Genomic DNA, 15,325 nt, shown 5'->3' on the forward strand with positions numbered 1-15,325 from the left:
AATGACCTTCAAGGCTACCGTTCTGACGCTCTACCCGGAAATGTTTCCGGGGCATCTCGGATATTCGCTGGCGGGCAAGGCGCTGGAGCGGGGGCAATGGTCGCTGGACGCCGTACAGATCCGCGAATTTGCCACCGACAAACACAGAAGCGTCGATGACACACCGGCAGGCGGCGGCGCCGGCATGGTGCTGAAGCCCGACGTCCTGGCAGCCGCCATCGACCATGTTTCGGATGGCGATACACGGCCGCGGCTGCTGATGAGCCCGCGCGGCAAGCCGCTGTCGCAAAACCGTGTGCGCGAACTGGCAACCGGAGAAGGCGCGATCATCGTCTGCGGCCGTTTCGAAGGCGTCGACCAGCGGGTGATAGAGGCGCGCGGGCTGGAGGAAGTGTCGATCGGCGATTACATCCTCTCCGGCGGTGAGCCGGCGGCGCTGACGCTTCTTGATGCCATCGTCCGCATCCTGCCGGGCGTCATGGGCAACGATCTTTCCGGTGTGCATGAGAGCTTCGAAGGCGGACTGCTGGAACATCCGCACTATACCCGCCCGCAGGTCTGGGAAGGCCGTGACATTCCAGCCGTTCTCACCTCCGGCAACCACGCTGTCATCGACAGGTGGCGTCATGAACAGGCGCTGAAGCTGACGCAGGAAAGACGTCCGGACCTTCTGGTAAAGGCTCAGGCCGAAACGAAATAATAGGCCGTCAGCACCAGCCCGACGGCGATCACCAGCCAGCGAATGATCCATTGCGGCACCCGCCGTGCCGTATGGACGCCCGCATAGCCGCCAAGTGCGGCCGCGGGGAACATGATGAGCGCCGCCCACCAGGAAACGACGCCACCGCTGACGAAGATCGTGATTGCGATGACAGCGATCACGACTGACAAGAGGTTTTTCAGCGCATTCAGATGATGATAGCTGCCGCCCGAGGTTATTCCGAGGATGGCCAGCATCATGATGCCCATGCCGGCGCCGAAAAACCCGCCATAGACGGAAGCGAGACCCTGAAAGACGAGGCTCGGCAGATTGCCGGGTGAACGTTCGGCGCTCGCCTTCGGCCGCAGCCACGGGCCGGCAGCGAAAACGGCGGTTGCAGCGAGAAGCAGCCATGGCACAAGCTGGCGGAAGGAAGGATTGTCGAGCGACAAAAGCAGAAGCGCTCCGGCCAGCCCGCCGACGACTGAAACGCCCGACAGAAGGATCGCCTCGCGCCAATGGGCGCGGATTTCCGGCCCATAGGCGATCACGGAGGTGATGTAGCCCGGAAACTGCACGATGGCTGACGTGGCGTTGGCGACGATGGGCGGCAGGCCGGCCAGCGTCATCGCCCCGAAGGTCAGGAAGGTGCCGCCACCGGCAATCGCATTGACGACACCCGACAGAAAGCCGGTGGCGAACAGCATGATAATAATGAATATGGACATGGCCCCTCCCAAGGTTCCCATGCCATATCCGCCAGCGCGCCGCTTCGCAACTGCCGGAACGCGGCGCGTAATTGATAAAATATTGTCATGAAAGGGATGACAAACGGCGCATCCTCGTGTATGTGCCCGCGTGGAAATGGGAAATATCCCAACCGAAAGCAAAGAATGGCGAACCCGCTCCTGCCGCAAGGCATGGTCTGAAGGCATTGACCGACAGACGAACCGTTGAGCGCTCTGGCTGTTTCAGAAGAAATCAGAGGTTAACATGACCAACATCATTCAGCAGTTGGAAGCCGAACAGGCCGCCAAGATCGAAGCAAAGCGCACCCTGCCCGAGTTCTCTCCGGGCGACACCCTGCGCGTCAACGTGCGCGTTACCGAAGGTAACCGTACCCGCGTACAGGCTTACGAAGGCGTTTGCATCGCCCGTTCCGGCGGCGGTCTTTCCGAAAGCTTCACCGTTCGCAAGATTTCCTACGGCGAAGGCGTCGAGCGCGTATTCCCGATCTACTCCCCGCTGGTCGAAGGCGTTGAAGTCGTTCGCCGCGGTAAGGTTCGCCGCGCGAAGCTCTACTACCTGCGCGACCGTCGCGGCAAGGCTGCCCGTATCGTTGAGAACACCGGTACGCGCGCCCGCAAGCTGAACGAGTCCGAGCGTCAGGCGCTTGCCGACGAAAAGGCACGTCTGGAAGCCGAAAAGGTAGCAGCAGCACAGGCTCTCGCCGCCGAGAAGGCAGCAGCCGAAGCCGCAGAAGCCAAGGCAGCGGAAGAAGCAGCAAAGGCTGCGGAAGCCACAGCGGAATAAGATTTCCATTTCGATGGATTGATTAAAAGGCGGTCTTCGGGCCGCCTTTTTTGTTGCGCCGATATAACGTAGCAAGGCACGCATGCGGCTTGAAAACCGCGTTTGGCGAACATTGGCTGGCCAGAGAATACCGAAACTCTTTCAGTCATTTCCTTTGCGGAAAGATGCGGCGGATTTCGACCGGCAACAAATGCCCGCCTGATTTCTTGCTCGAGTGTTTTAGCCCATCCTCGAACAGCATTGCCTAATTGCATTTATTGTGCGATTTTCTTGCCGTTTCAGGTGTTATTATGTTTTTATTTAATTCTTTTTTAACAAAAAATAAGTCCGCTTTTTTCGCCGTTGGTCTCGCCAGCGCGTTGATGAACATTCTTAATCTTTCCGGCTCGCTTTTCATGCTGGAAGTTTACGACCGCATTCTGCCAAGCAAGAGCATTCCATCCCTTGTGGCACTGGTCGTTCTCCTGATCGTTCTCTACGCGTTCCTTATGGGGTTCGATGCGCTGCGAGGCCGTATATTGGCGCGTATTTCGGACAATATGGACGACGCGCTCAATCAGAAGCTTTTCAGGGCGTCGATCAGTGCGCCACTCCTTGCCTCGGGAAAGGTCGATGGGTTGCAGATCGTCGGCGATCTCGATCAGATCCGCCAGTTCCTCTCGGGACCGGGCCCGGCCGCCTTTTTCGACATTCCCTGGCTGCCCATTTATCTGCTGATCTGTTTTGCCCTGCATCCGTGGATCGGGTTCGCTGTGCTCGGCGGAGCCGTAGTTCTCATCGTGCTGACGCTCCTCACGAACTGGCTGACCGAACGGGCGACAAAGCAGGCTTATACCGCACGAGGGCAGAGAAACGTCCTCGTCGGCAGCAGCCAGCGCAACATCGAATCCATCAAGACAATGGGCATGATGGGGGCGGTGACATCCATGTGGGACGAATTGCACTCCAGATATCGCGCCGTCACCCTGTCGACCTCCGATACGGCCGGCATGCTAAGCGCCATGTCGCGAACCTTCCGCCTGTTGCTGCAATCCGGCGTCATGGCCATCGGCGCCGTGCTTGTCATCGACGGCAATGCATCGGCGGGCAGCATCATCGCAGGCTCGATCCTCTCGGCAAAGGCGCTCGGCCCTGTCGAACATGCGATTGCAAACTGGCGCAGCTTCATGACCGCAAGACAGGGCTGGAAACGCGTCAACGAGTTCCTGGAACTGGTGCCCGAACCCTCGCCGCCGCTCTCCCTGCCCCGCCCGCAATATACCGTCGCCGTTGACCGTGTAACCGGTGGGCCGCCAAACGGCGCGCGCGATACGGTCGCCGATATTTCCTTCACGCTGAACGCAGGCGATGGTCTCGGCATCATCGGCCCAAGCGCCTCGGGCAAATCCACGCTGGCACGCTTGATGACCGGCATCTGGCCCTATGAACGCGGTTCCGTCCGTTTCGACGGGGCCGCGCTCAACCAGTGGGATTTCGAGTTTCTCGGCAAATCCATCGGCTATATGCCCCAGCAGGTGGAGCTGATGCCCGGGACCGTGGCGCAGAATATCGCACGCTTCGACCGCGATGCGACAGCGGAAGCGGTTGTCGCCGCAGCCAAGGCCGCGCAGGTGCATGAGCTGATCCTCAACCTGCCCAACGGTTACGATACCTACATTGGCGATCGGGGCGAGGCCTTGTCGGGCGGGCAGAAACAGCGCATTGGCCTTGCCCGCGCACTGTTTGGCGAACCCTTCTTCGTTCTTCTCGATGAGCCGAACTCCAATCTGGACAGCGAAGGCGAAGCGGCCTTGCGCAATGCCATGGGCGACATCAGGGCGCGTGGCGGCATTGTCGTCGTCATTGCCCATCGCCCCAGCGCTATCGAAAGCGTCAATCTGGTGATGGTGATGAGCAACGGCCGAATGCTGCGCTTTGGCACGAAGGAGGAGGTGCTCGCGCAAATCCTGCGGCAGAACATCCGCCAGGTGCCTGAGGAGGAAGAAACGCGCAAGATTGAAAACCGGGTGAGCGAAAATGGTTGAGGCGGAAAAACCCGGTATGACGAATGCCTCCATTCTCAAACACTCGACCGCAGTGGTCGTTCTCGCCCTTGGCCTGTTGGTCGGATTGGGCGGTTGGGCGGCTTTTGCAAAGCTTGCCGGCGCAGTGGTGGCCACCGGCCGGGTTGTCGTTGAAGGCAATTCAAAAAAAATCCAGCATCTTTCCGGTGGCATCGTCAGCGAGATCAATGTCGCCGAAGGCGACAGGGTCGAGGCCAATCAGGTCCTGTTGCGGCTGAGCGCCACCGTCGTGCAGGCGAACCTCTCCATCGTCGAAAATACGCTTGCGCAGCTTTATTCGCGTCGGGCTCGTCTGCGTGCGGAAATTGCCGAAGCGCCGTCTTTCACCGTGCAGGAAGATCTGGCGGCACTGACGAGTTCGAAGGCTGCCAAGACCTTTATCGACAGCGAACAGAACCTTTTCAGCAGCCGCCGCAACGCCTTGATCGGCATGAAAAAGCAGCTGGGAACACGCAAGGACCAGCTCGCCGACGAGGCGCGTGGCCTCGAGGTGCAGGTGGAGGCAACGGACAATGAGCTTGCCATTGTAAAGGAAGACGTTTTCAAGACGGACGAGCTTTTCAAAAAAGGGCTTGTCACGCTTCAGCGCCTCAATCTCCTCAAGCGCCAGCTTTCCAATCTCGAAGGTCAGCAGGGCCAATATATCGCCGCCCGGGCACAGACGGTGGGCAAGCTGAGCGAATTGGACCTGCAATTGCTTCAGCTCGATGAAGACCGCAAATCGGAAGTCACGAAAGATCTGACATCGATCGAAGCGACCGTCGCGGAATATGAAGAGCGGCTGGCGGCAACGCGCGACCAGCTGGATCGCCTCGACATCCGCTCGCCGATTGCCGGTCGCATCTACCAGCTCTCGGTGCACAATATAAACGGCGTCATTCAACCGGGTGAAGTGCTGATGCTGGTGGTGCCAGAGCAGGATGAGCTTGCCATCGAGGCCAATATAACCCCGCGAGACATCGACCAGATTTACGTCGGACAGCCGGTTACCATTCGTTTCACGGCATTCAATCAAAGCACGACGCCGGACTTGAGCGCGCAAGTTGCTGTCGTTGCACCCGATCTGCAGACGGATTCCCGAACTGGCACACCTTATTACGCGCTGCGCATCAAACCCGACAAGGCCGGAATGGGTCATCTGCCTGGCGGGAAATTATATCCCGGCATGCCGGCCGAAGTATTCATACAAACCAGCGAAAGGAGTGTTCTTTCTTATTTTGTGAAGCCGTTCCAGGACAGGCTCAAAAAGACCTTCGTGCAGGAATAAACAGTTTCCATTGCATAATTTTGCGAAAGGAATTTCCGCAGCACGTTAAAGACGCACTTTATTCAAAAAAACAATTTCTTATATTGTATTATCATTTTTTACGTATTAAATATCACCCGCAATATTTATTATAAATTTAATTTCAATTCATCGATTTCTCAAAAATTTATGGGAGTGTAAAATGGCGTTAAAAGTAACTTTTGGTAATGGTGGCGCTGCTTCGGTCTCTTCGCTCACCAACCTGGTCGATCAGGAAGCTTATAAGCTCCTCACCGAATCCACAGCACAGGTCAAAAACGGTTCTTCGCTCGACTCCGGCGTGGTCAATGTCGGCGCGGTATCCGTTCCCGGCACCGGCGCGGGCGGCACGGTCGATGTTGGCTATGACCCCAGCTCGAACGGCTTCAAATTTGACGTGTCGTCGGCATGGAATTCGGTAAAGAACGCTCTCGCCCAGTCCGACACTTCTGAAAACCTCATCTTCAAGGATTTCGTTCAGGTCGACGTTCATCTCGGCGGCACCGGTTCGTCCACCGTGGAAGTTCTCAATGCCAAGCGTGGCAACATCTCGACCGGTGCAGGTAACGACACGGTTACTGTCTCTGTCGTTTCGAATGAAAAGACCTGGGTAAACAATTTCAACATCGACACCGGCGCGGGCAACGACACGATCACCGTCAAGGCCGGCGCTGCATTCAATGACGCGTCTGCGGCTGGCACGGGTGGTCTTGCCGCCAATACCGGCGCTGTGAACGGCGGCGCTGGCATCACCGACGGCAGCTTCACCTCCGTCAAGATCGACGCCGGTGCGGGTGACGATAAAATAGACCTGAGTGGCGTGAACCTTGCCTCCTCGCTGGTAACCGGCGGTAAGGGCATCGACCGCATCATTGCAAGCGGTGGCGCCGATACCTTCGTCTTCAATCTCGGCGACATGGCCAAGAGCATTGCCACCGACAGCATTGAAGGCTTCAACGCCGCTGTGGACAAGCTCAAGCTGGTCGGCACGGTAATCGATAACTGGGCGGTGTCGACGATCGATAGCGACACCGTCCTCACCTACAACGTCACTGGCGAGCACAAGGGCGAAAAGATCGTTGTCGCCGGTGTTCACCTGACCGGTAGCGACTGGTTCACCGCGTAATTCTCTCGAAGAGAATTTCATTATTTGCCGCTTAAAATGATCGTGGCCCGGAAACATCCGGGCCACGATTTTTTACATATGCGACCACCGGCACTCATGGCAGCCGTCGCAATCTTCCAAAGTCAGGCAGGCTTGACCTGAGTGCTCATTCTACGCGTTGCGACGATGACCAGCACGCCAGCAAGCGCTAGGCAGAAAGCAAGGAAGAACATCGGCGCAATGGTGCTGCCGGTCTGATCCTTGATCCAGGGCACCACGTTCTGCGCCACGAAGCCACCCAGATTGCCGACGGAATTGATCGCGGCGATGCCGGCGGCCGCCCCTGCTCCCTTGAGGAAGCGGCCGGGCAGGCTCCAGAACACCGGCTGGCCGGCAAAGATGCCTGCGGCGGCGATGCAGAGGAAGGCGAATTGCAAGACCGGATCGCTCAGCAATGCCGACATCAACAGGCAAAAGGCGCCGATGAAGGCAGGACCGACGATATAGGGCGTCTTGTTCTTTGCCTTGTCGGCGGCCAGGGGCACAACGAACAGGGCGATGGCCACGATCACCCAGGGGATGATGTTGATGAAGCCATTGGCGGTGTTGGAAACGCCGAAGCTCTTCACGATGGTCGGAAGCCAGTAACTGAGACCATAGGCCGCCAGCGGAAAGCCGACATAGCAGAGCGCCATGAACAGAACGCGCGGATTGACCAGCGCCTTGAAGCCGTCCTCCGCATGTTCTTCCATGCCCTTGTTTTCTTCGGCCAGCCGGTTCCTCAACCAGGTTTTCTCATCCTGCGTCAGAAACTTCGCCTTTTCCGGGGTGTCGTCGAGATAAAAGAAGGTGACGACGCCGGCGATGACAGCCGGGATACCCGTGGCGAGGAATACCCATTCCCATCCGGCATAACCGAGGAAACCATCCAGATCGAGCAGCATGCCGCCGAGCGGCGCGCCGATGGCATTGGCAAGCGCGCTGAAAATCATGAACAGACCGATCATGCGGCCGCGATAATCGCGCGGGAACCAGAGCGTCATCAGGAAGAGCACACCGGGGAAGAAGCCCGCTTCGCAAAGCCCGAGCAGGAAGCGCAGGATGTAAAACATCGTGGCGTTCTGCGTATAGGCAAGCGCGATGGTGACGGCGCCCCAGGAAACCAGAATGCGGGCAAACCATTTGCTGGCGCCGAAACGGTTTAGGAACAGGTTGCTCGGCACTTCGAAGATGAAGTAACCGATGAAGAACAGCGAAGCGCCAAGACCGTAGGCATATTCGCTGAGGCTCAGCGCATCGACCATCTGCAGCTTGGCATAGCTGACATTCTGGCGGTCGATATAAGCGATGAGATAGAGAAGGCCAAGAAACGGCATCAGCCGCCAGGTGATCTTCGAGATAAGGGCTTTTTCGGATACCATATGCTTTTCCCTCCCTTCGATTTCTCGTCGAAACGCAAATGATAAGGGAACCCATCTATATGTGCATCGCAAAATACGCAAGTTGCATTGCATCATAACCATTGGAGAACCCCAGCAGGACAGGCCCATTACGGGCCTTCAGCCGTGATGCAGCGCACATAGAGAATGCCGAGCCGTCGCGTTCCGGGCTATGCGCATTCATATTGCCGTAAAACCGGCGATCTGCTATGAAGGCTGCCATGGGATCTAAATTCGGATGTCTCGCGCAGAATGTTTATGTGCTGCAGGACCACAAGCGTCTGCCGGCACGGTTCTTTGCGCGTGTTTCCGGGGCGCTCACCAGCCGACTTAGGCTCGCCTGACAGCACTGCTGTCCACGCCTTCCTGAACCCTGATTACCCTTTTCCATGACAAGGCATAGAGCCATGAGCGCACCCCGCACCTTATATGACAAGATCTGGGACGACCACGTCGTCAATCGTGACCCGGACGGAACCTGTCTTCTCTACATCGACCGTCACCTCGTCCACGAGGTGACGAGCCCGCAGGCCTTCGAAGGCCTGCGCATGGCCGGTCGCCCTGTGCACTCGCCTGCCCGCACGCTGGCCGTCGTCGACCATAACGTTCCGACCACGGCCGACCGGCTGGAAGGCATCAAGAACGAGGAAAGCCGTATTCAGGTGGAAGCGCTTGCGCAGAATGCCAAGGATTTCGGTGTCGAATATTATTCCGAGCGCGACAAGCGCCAGGGCATCGTTCATATCGTCGGCCCCGAACAGGGCTTCACCCTGCCGGGCATGACGATCGTGTGCGGTGACAGCCACACCTCGACCCACGGCGCCTTTGGCGCACTGGCGCATGGCATCGGCACCTCGGAAGTGGAGCACGTTCTGGCGACCCAGACGCTGATCCAGAAGAAAGCCAAGAACATGCTGGTGCGTGTCGACGGCAAAATTCCCGATGGCGTTACCGCCAAGGACATTATCCTCGCCATTATCGGCGAGATCGGCACCGCTGGTGGCACCGGCCACGTCATCGAATTTGCCGGCGAGGCGATCCGTTCGCTCTCCATGGAAGGCCGCATGACGGTCTGCAACATGACCATTGAGGGCGGCGCCCGTGCGGGTCTTATCGCACCGGACGAAACCACCTTCGATTACATCAAGGACAAGCCGCGCTCGCCGAAGGGCGAAACGCTGGAACAGGCTATCGCCTATTGGAAAACGCTGAAATCCGACGAAGGCGCCCATTACGACAAGGTCGTGGTGCTGGACGCGGCCAACCTGCCGCCCATCGTCTCCTGGGGTTCGTCTCCGGAAGACGTGACCTCCGTTGAAGGCATTGTTCCCAATCCCGATGACATCGAGGAAGAAAACAAGCGCGCTTCCAAGTGGCGTGCGCTTGACTACATGGGCCTGAAGCCCGGCACGCGCATCACCGATATCGCCATCGACCGTGTCTTCATCGGCTCATGCACCAATGGCCGCATCGAGGATTTGCGCGCGGCGGCGAAGATCGTCGACGGCCGTAAAGTCGCTCCCACCGTTTCGGCCATGATCGTGCCCGGCTCCGGTCTCGTGAAGGAACAGGCGGAAAAGGAAGGTCTGGACAAGATTTTCCTCGAAGCCGGTTTCGAATGGCGCGAGCCAGGCTGCTCCATGTGCCTTGCCATGAATGACGACCGCCTGAAACCCGGCGAACGCTGCGCCTCCACCTCGAACCGCAATTTCGAGGGCCGTCAGGGCTATAAGAGCCGCACCCACCTCGTCTCCCCCGCCATGGCGGCGGCGGCGGCGATCGCCGGTCATTTCGTCGACGTGCGTGAGTGGCAATAAGTTCCTGAGGCCATCGTTTCACGAAAGCCACCCGTCCCCCGCAGGGGGCGGGTGGTTTTTATTATAGTCCCTGCAAACGCCGCTGCGGCTGCGTGCCGTGCAGAAACACGGCAAAAGTATCCCAGGGCGGCGTGATGGAGAGCTGGCTCAGAATACGCGCGACCTCGCCCCTGTGAATGCCCGCATGCAGGACCATATGTGAGATCATCTCAGCGCGGGACATGTAACCCTTGTCCCCATCCGTGAAGGTGAAGGCGACAAATTCGCCAAGCGATACCGGCGATGTTTTCTCGAGATAGTCGAGATACCAGCTATCGAGAGCGGCGACATCCTTCGCAAGATCATCCAGCTGCGGCGTTGCCTCGGTATTATCCGAGAGAAAACCATGTGCCGTTCCCGTGAGGTGACCCGAAAAAATCCTCGCGACGACGTAATAGTGATTGATCAGCCGGATTGCCGTGTGCCGTTCGGATGCATTTTGGACGGGATCGAGGTGTTTCAGCTTCTCGAACAAGTCCCTGTTCGCCCATTGGTGATAGCCGAGCAGGCTCCTGAGCAGATCCCTCATCACAATATCCTTTACATCTGAAAAATGTGAGCACTATGTTTATATTTTCGTCATGGAGGGTGTCTTGTCTACTCGCATTGCAAAGCGGAAGACCGAGATGCGCAAGGAGCCGCGTCAGGAGCGTTCCCGCGCCACGGTCGATGCCGTCGTTCACGCGGCGGCTCGCATTTTGAGCGATCATGGCTGGGCGGGTTTTACCACGAACAGGGTCGCCGAAACGGCCGGCGCCAGCATCGGCTCGCTCTATCAATATTTCCCGGACAAGATTTCAATCGTGGAAGCGGTGCGCCATCGTCACCTCGAAGACTGTCTCTCCGTCATGAAGAGCGTCTCGCAAAAGCGGCAATCGCTTGCGAAATTCGTGGAAGAGCTCGTGACCGGCATGATCGGGGTCCACAGCATCCATCCCGGTCTTCACAAGGTCCTTCTGGACGATGCGCCCAGCCACGAAGGGACGAACGATCCCAACAGCGTTTTCGAACAGGAATATCTCGGTCTCTACGCTGCAGCGCTCGCGGCACATATGACGGCCGGCACAAAGGGCGAAAGCAGAACCGCGGCGCTGATCGTATCCGATGCCATTGACGGCATCATTCACAATGCCGCCCGCCGCGGAGAGTTGCAGTCGCCCAAAGTCAGACGGGAAATGATTGCACTCGTTCACGCCTACCTGTCTCAGGCAACCGGTGAATAAGAGGCCGTAAGCTCATTCCGAAATGATCTTCACCCGTTGACCCGGCTGAATGGTGGCCGTAGCGCTCATGGCATTGATCATGCGGAACATGTCGAGCTTCCGGTCGGTTCCCATCATCCGCGCCGCCATCGTCGCCACGGTTTCACCGGGCTTCACCGTCACCACCCGTACCCTGAGCGGCTTCAGCGAGGCGATTTCCTGCGGCGTCATCTTGCGGAAGCTGGTGCGCAATGTATTGGCGATGGAATCGAGCTGCGTATTGCCCTTCGGCACGGCCGTCAGGAAACGGAATATCTGCTGGCCGACACGAATGACGGTCACGTCGAAGTCCCATTTATCCGCACTTGCCCGGGCTGTCGCGGCCTCCAGACCATTAATCTGGGTTTCCTTGACTGTTTCCGGCAACAGGCCGGCAACCCAGCCACTGGTCAGGTAATTGGCAAGGCTCGTCTGTTTCGGATCGGCAACGCCGTCGAAACGGATCGCCATATCGCCCGGTCCTGTCGCCAGAACGGCCTCGACCTTGTTGTCGATGACGAAGCCTTCCGGCACATCGAAACGAATGCCGAGCGTTCCGTGCAGGAATGTCTGGCCGCGGACATAACCTTCCTGCGGGCTATCGCCATAAAGCAGGCCGTCTATGCCATCCAGAAACCAGTCGCGACCACGATCACCGACCTGACCGTCCTGGCCGAAGGCGCGGGCATGACGGCGCGCGAGCTCGATGCGCTGCGGCGTGTTGGGGTGGCTGGAAAGGAAGTCGAGGCTCTGGTCGTTTTCGGGATCGGCAGAAGAGAACCGCGCATAGGCCGCCATGGAATCCAGAAAACGCGGTGAGGCAAAGGGGTCGTAACCGGCCTCACCCAGCATCCGCACACCGATCACATCCGCCTGCAATTCCTGCTGGCGCGAAAAGGCCGCGAGCCGCAGCTTGCCGCGCGCAAGCGCCTGCTTGCCGGCAAGATCGCTCGACAGCACTTCGGCAACCACGCGGCTGGCAATCACCTCCGCCTCTTCGCGGCGCTGGCGTTCGATGCCGTGATTGGCGGTGACATGGCCCATCTCATGCGAAAGCACGGCGGCCACTTCCGAAGCATCGTTGGCAAGCGCCAGAAGCCCGCGCGTCACGTAAAGATATCCGCCCGGCAGAGCAAAGGCGTTGATGGCCGGCGAGTTGAGGATAGTGATGCGGTAAGACTGTTGCGGATTTTCCGAAACGGCGGTCAGAGCGCCGGCAATACGGGCGACAAGCCGCTCCGTCTTGGCGTCACGATATTCGCCGCCATAACTCGCCACGATGCGCGGATGCTCGCGCGCGCCCATCTGGGCGCGGGGATCATTCTTCTGCACCTCTTCCACAGTCTGCGGATTATCCGACGGGCGCAGGGTGGACTGGTAGGCCGGGCTGAAGAGAGACTGGCACGACGACAGGAACACCGCAGACGCGGTCAGCACGGAACAGGCGACAGCCATCCTGCCCGAACGGCGAAGGCCTGAACGGGAGAAGAGCCTCCACTGTGCAGTCATGCTATTTCTCATTCTCTATGCCTGCCCCTAACGTTCCTGATCATCCGTTAATTGCAGACCAGAATAACAGATTCGCCCCAACGGGCGATGAATGCCGAAACGGTAAAAACGATCCATCAAGTCCGGATTATTCCTGAAGAACGCAATAATTCCCATCTTTTCTCGGGCAACAACTTGAAACTGGCAAGTGCAAATTAGCGCCATTGAAGTCATCTAAAGCGATTGCCAGCGGCACACGTCGAAAATAAGGCGATCACCCGTTCAGAAAACTGTCCACCGCCTTCACATTTTGTGTGGCGAAGAAATCTGCGGTCGGGCCGACATAGACAACCCGGCCGCGATCAAGAAAAACCACCTGCTGCGCCAGCTTCTTTATGTCTTCGGGATGATGGGTGACAATAATCACCGTGTTTTTTGTTTCTCTATGCAAGTCGAGAAGCAGGGAGGTCATACCCGCCCGCAGTCCCGGATCGAGTGCCGCAAAAGGCTCGTCGAGCAGCATGACCAGTTTTTTCCTGACCAGCGCACGCGCCAGCGCCGCTCTCTGCCTTTCTCCGCCGGAAAGCGTGCCCGGCAAACGTTTGTCGAAACCCGCCAGACCGACACGTACAAGCGCCATCTCAATCCGTTCCCGGTCTTCCAGCCGCAATTTCAGCCCGGGGCTGACACCGAGAGCGACATTGGTGAAGATATCGAGATGTGCAAACAGATTGTTGTCCTGAAAGATCGATGAGACCGGTCTTTCCGAAGGGTCGAGCGCCGTCATGTCCTGCCCGCCGATCATCACGCGGCCGGAATCCGGCGCCTCGAAACCGGCGACGAGGTTGAGAAGCGTCGACTTGCCCGAACCGGACGCGCCGACGACGGCAGTTGTCCGGCTCTGCGGGAATGCGCAATCGAGGTCGAAATCCTGTGTTCCAAGCCGCAGCCTGACCTTGTCCAGTTCAACGGCAAAATCATCGCCTGTCATATGCTCGCCCTTGCTGATTGGGATTGCCGTGCAACACCGCCTGCGGCAAGCAGCAGGCAGACGACACCGAGAAGGAAGGCATAACCGGCGGCGTCATTGGTACGATAGCTGCCCATATTGCTATAAACCAGCCATGGCAGGGTGACGAAACTTTCCGACCCGAACAGGGCAACCGCGCCTAAATCGCCGAGAGACAGGGCCATGGCGAAGGAAAACGCCATGGCCAGCGGCCGCCACAGAACCGGAAGATCGGCGAACCGCAGCCGCGTCAGGCCCTGAAGCCCGAGACTGGCGGAAAGCCGGCCGGTTCGCAAAAAATGACTGGTACAGGCCGGCTCAAGCACCCGCATGGCAAGCGGCAAAGCCATCAGCATATTGATGAGCGCCACGAGAACTGGCGCGTAAAAGCTGACATCGCCGAAAACGCGCAATAACAGGAACCATCCGCTTCCCACTACGACTGGCGGCACCAAAAGCACCAGCGAAGACCCTGCCCCCAGCATGGCGGAGAGGAAGCGCAGGGGTTGCCCTGCCTGCCGTCTGGAGCCTATCGCCTGGCGTGCGCCGATGATCGCCATGCAGCAAAGCACGACGAGGGCTGCGGAGAGTGCGGCGATTGCAAGACTGGTCGCCGCCGCGCGCAGGAAAATCGGCGCGGACAGAAGACGCGGCAGATCGGCCCTCAAACCCGAGACAGCGATGGCGACAAGCGGCAGGCCGATCAGCAGAACAGCGAAAACGATTGCCGCCCCATCCCAGAGGCGGACACCGATGCCCTTTCCGTCGAAACGGCGAAGGGAACGACCAAGCGAGGGAATTTCCGCTTCGGGCGACGGCAAAAAGGCAAGAAGGCCGAGCAGGATTGCGGTGAGGCCAATCTGCAAAACCGAAAGCGCAATCGCCCGCTGCGGATCGAAATCGAACCGCAGCGCCTGATAGATCGCCACCTCCAGCGTCGTTGCTGCCGGCCCGCCGCCCAACAGAAGAACGAGCGTGAAGCTGGTGGCGCACAGCATGAAGACAAGCCCGGCAATGCCGGGGACGAGACGCGCGACCGCCGGCCATTCGATAAAACGGAAAATCGAAACCGGCCCCATGCCGAGGCTCGCCGCCATGCGCCAATATTCGCCCGGAATGCGCTCCAGCCCTGCCAGCATCAGCCGCACCGAAAGCGGCAGATTGAAAAACACATGGGCAATAAGAATACCAGACAGGCCGTAAATGCTGAAAGGTTCATCCTCCCCGGCAAAAACGAGTGCCGAATTCAAAACGCCCTGCCTGCCCCAGATGGTGATGATGCCGAAGGCGCCAACGATGACAGGCAGACCCATCGGTACCGCCATCAGCCTGACGATCCAGATTCTTCCCGGAAACTCGCGCCGACGGCAAAGCGCCAGCGCCACCGGCAGGCCGAGAACAATGGAAAGAAGGGTGGAAAGCATTGCCTGATAAAGCGTGAAACGCAGGATGCGCAGCGTATAGGCATCCATGATGCCGGCAGCGGACGCGCCAGCATCGAAGGACAGGAGAGCCGCAACCGCGAGCGCCATGAACAGGAAAACGGCGGCAAAAGCCGCCGTTCCGAAAATGATCGACCGCCGGTAATCGCGACGCAGCATCATGC

Annotated in this window: 13 protein-coding genes; 7 read left to right on the top strand and 6 right to left on the bottom strand. The window is 58.6% G+C overall.

The genetic code is table 11. From position 1 onward, the window contains the following. Position 1: 1 nt before the first annotated feature. Complete coding sequence (gene trmD / locus ACQZ5N_RS08160; RefSeq protein WP_448732627.1) at positions 2-700, top strand: tRNA (guanosine(37)-N1)-methyltransferase TrmD; 699 nt, start codon at positions 2-4, stop codon at positions 698-700. On the opposite strand, the gene ACQZ5N_RS08165 is transcribed toward trmD, so the two are convergent. Continuing rightward, complete coding sequence (locus ACQZ5N_RS08165; protein ID WP_142779854.1) at positions 682-1,428, bottom strand: sulfite exporter TauE/SafE family protein; 747 nt, start codon at positions 1,426-1,428, stop codon at positions 682-684. The genes trmD and ACQZ5N_RS08165 overlap by 19 nt on opposite strands. 265 nt (positions 1,429-1,693) lie before the next feature. On the opposite strand from ACQZ5N_RS08165, the gene rplS reads away from it, so the two are divergent. The 4 genes from rplS to ACQZ5N_RS08185 all read left to right on the top strand — a co-directional run bounded on the left by rplS (position 1,694) and on the right by ACQZ5N_RS08185 (position 6,707). Then, positions 1,694-2,233 (top strand): 50S ribosomal protein L19, encoded by a 540-nt coding sequence (gene rplS / locus ACQZ5N_RS08170; protein WP_059759847.1) that lies wholly within the window; start codon positions 1,694-1,696, stop codon positions 2,231-2,233. A gap of 290 nt (positions 2,234-2,523) precedes the next feature. Then, on the top strand, positions 2,524-4,257 hold the full coding sequence (locus ACQZ5N_RS08175) for a type I secretion system permease/ATPase (RefSeq protein WP_448732628.1): 1,734 nt from the start codon (positions 2,524-2,526) through the stop codon (positions 4,255-4,257). Further along, positions 4,250-5,563 (top strand): HlyD family type I secretion periplasmic adaptor subunit, encoded by a 1,314-nt coding sequence (locus ACQZ5N_RS08180; protein ID WP_448732629.1) that lies wholly within the window; start codon positions 4,250-4,252, stop codon positions 5,561-5,563. The genes ACQZ5N_RS08175 and ACQZ5N_RS08180 overlap by 8 nt, the downstream gene beginning before the upstream one ends. Before the next feature lie 181 nt (positions 5,564-5,744). Then, positions 5,745-6,707 carry a rhizobiocin gene (locus ACQZ5N_RS08185; RefSeq protein ID WP_448732630.1) on the top strand — a complete coding sequence of 321 codons (963 nt, stop codon included), beginning with the start codon at positions 5,745-5,747 and terminating at the stop codon, positions 6,705-6,707. A 122-nt stretch (positions 6,708-6,829) separates the two neighbouring features. Here the strand turns inward: ACQZ5N_RS08185 and ACQZ5N_RS08190 are convergent, their stop codons facing one another. Further along, a complete protein-coding gene (locus tag ACQZ5N_RS08190; RefSeq protein WP_448732631.1) occupies positions 6,830-8,107 on the bottom strand; it encodes an MFS transporter in 1,278 nt (425 codons plus the stop codon). 425 nt (positions 8,108-8,532) lie between these two features. Between ACQZ5N_RS08190 and leuC the strand changes: the two genes are divergently transcribed. Then, a complete protein-coding gene (gene leuC / locus ACQZ5N_RS08195; protein ID WP_003520336.1) occupies positions 8,533-9,942 on the top strand; it encodes a 3-isopropylmalate dehydratase large subunit in 1,410 nt (469 codons plus the stop codon). Between the two features lie 61 nt (positions 9,943-10,003). Here leuC and ACQZ5N_RS08200 read toward each other — a convergent pair whose 3' ends face one another. Continuing rightward, positions 10,004-10,510, bottom strand: a complete 507-nt coding sequence (locus tag ACQZ5N_RS08200) for a DinB family protein (RefSeq protein ID WP_448732632.1) — start codon at positions 10,508-10,510, stop codon at positions 10,004-10,006. A gap of 97 nt (positions 10,511-10,607) precedes the next feature. On the opposite strand from ACQZ5N_RS08200, the gene ACQZ5N_RS08205 reads away from it, so the two are divergent. Next, on the top strand, positions 10,608-11,204 hold the full coding sequence (locus tag ACQZ5N_RS08205; RefSeq protein WP_448732725.1) for a TetR family transcriptional regulator: 597 nt from the start codon (positions 10,608-10,610) through the stop codon (positions 11,202-11,204). A 12-nt stretch (positions 11,205-11,216) separates the two neighbouring features. Here the strand turns inward: ACQZ5N_RS08205 and ACQZ5N_RS08210 are convergent, their stop codons facing one another. From ACQZ5N_RS08210 to thiP, 3 genes are all read right to left on the bottom strand, one after another. Further along, on the bottom strand, positions 11,217-12,677 hold the full coding sequence (locus ACQZ5N_RS08210; RefSeq protein ID WP_448732726.1) for a M48 family metalloprotease: 1,461 nt from the start codon (positions 12,675-12,677) through the stop codon (positions 11,217-11,219). Positions 12,678-12,984: 307 nt separating this feature from the next. Then, positions 12,985-13,701, bottom strand: coding sequence for a thiamine ABC transporter ATP-binding protein (locus tag ACQZ5N_RS08215; protein ID WP_448732633.1), 717 nt, complete (start codon positions 13,699-13,701; stop codon positions 12,985-12,987). Then, a complete protein-coding gene (gene thiP, locus ACQZ5N_RS08220; RefSeq protein ID WP_448732634.1) occupies positions 13,698-15,323 on the bottom strand; it encodes a thiamine/thiamine pyrophosphate ABC transporter permease ThiP in 1,626 nt (541 codons plus the stop codon). Before thiP ends, ACQZ5N_RS08215 begins: the two co-directional genes overlap by 4 nt. Positions 15,324-15,325 lie beyond the last annotated feature (2 nt).

It is taken from the genome of Agrobacterium sp. 22-221-1 (assembly GCF_053522445.1).

What these genes read in the sequence shown, in the direction of transcription:
- trmD (WP_448732627.1), top strand. Translation starts at nt 2, where the DNA reads ATGACCTTCAAGGCTACCGTTCTGACGCTCTACCCGGAAATGTTTCCG.
- ACQZ5N_RS08165 (WP_142779854.1), bottom strand. Translation starts at nt 1,428, where the DNA reads ATGTCCATATTCATTATTATCATGCTGTTCGCCACCGGCTTTCTGTCG.
- rplS (WP_059759847.1), top strand. Translation starts at nt 1,694, where the DNA reads ATGACCAACATCATTCAGCAGTTGGAAGCCGAACAGGCCGCCAAGATC.
- ACQZ5N_RS08175 (WP_448732628.1), top strand. Translation starts at nt 2,524, where the DNA reads ATGTTTTTATTTAATTCTTTTTTAACAAAAAATAAGTCCGCTTTTTTC.
- ACQZ5N_RS08180 (WP_448732629.1), top strand. Translation starts at nt 4,250, where the DNA reads ATGGTTGAGGCGGAAAAACCCGGTATGACGAATGCCTCCATTCTCAAA.
- ACQZ5N_RS08185 (WP_448732630.1), top strand. Translation starts at nt 5,745, where the DNA reads ATGGCGTTAAAAGTAACTTTTGGTAATGGTGGCGCTGCTTCGGTCTCT.
- ACQZ5N_RS08190 (WP_448732631.1), bottom strand. Translation starts at nt 8,107, where the DNA reads ATGGTATCCGAAAAAGCCCTTATCTCGAAGATCACCTGGCGGCTGATG.
- leuC (WP_003520336.1), top strand. Translation starts at nt 8,533, where the DNA reads ATGAGCGCACCCCGCACCTTATATGACAAGATCTGGGACGACCACGTC.
- ACQZ5N_RS08200 (WP_448732632.1), bottom strand. Translation starts at nt 10,510, where the DNA reads ATGAGGGATCTGCTCAGGAGCCTGCTCGGCTATCACCAATGGGCGAAC.
- ACQZ5N_RS08205 (WP_448732725.1), top strand. Translation starts at nt 10,608, where the DNA reads ATGCGCAAGGAGCCGCGTCAGGAGCGTTCCCGCGCCACGGTCGATGCC.
- ACQZ5N_RS08210 (WP_448732726.1), bottom strand. Translation starts at nt 12,677, where the DNA reads ATGGCTGTCGCCTGTTCCGTGCTGACCGCGTCTGCGGTGTTCCTGTCG.
- ACQZ5N_RS08215 (WP_448732633.1), bottom strand. Translation starts at nt 13,701, where the DNA reads ATGACAGGCGATGATTTTGCCGTTGAACTGGACAAGGTCAGGCTGCGG.
- thiP (WP_448732634.1), bottom strand. Translation starts at nt 15,323, where the DNA reads ATGATGCTGCGTCGCGATTACCGGCGGTCGATCATTTTCGGAACGGCG.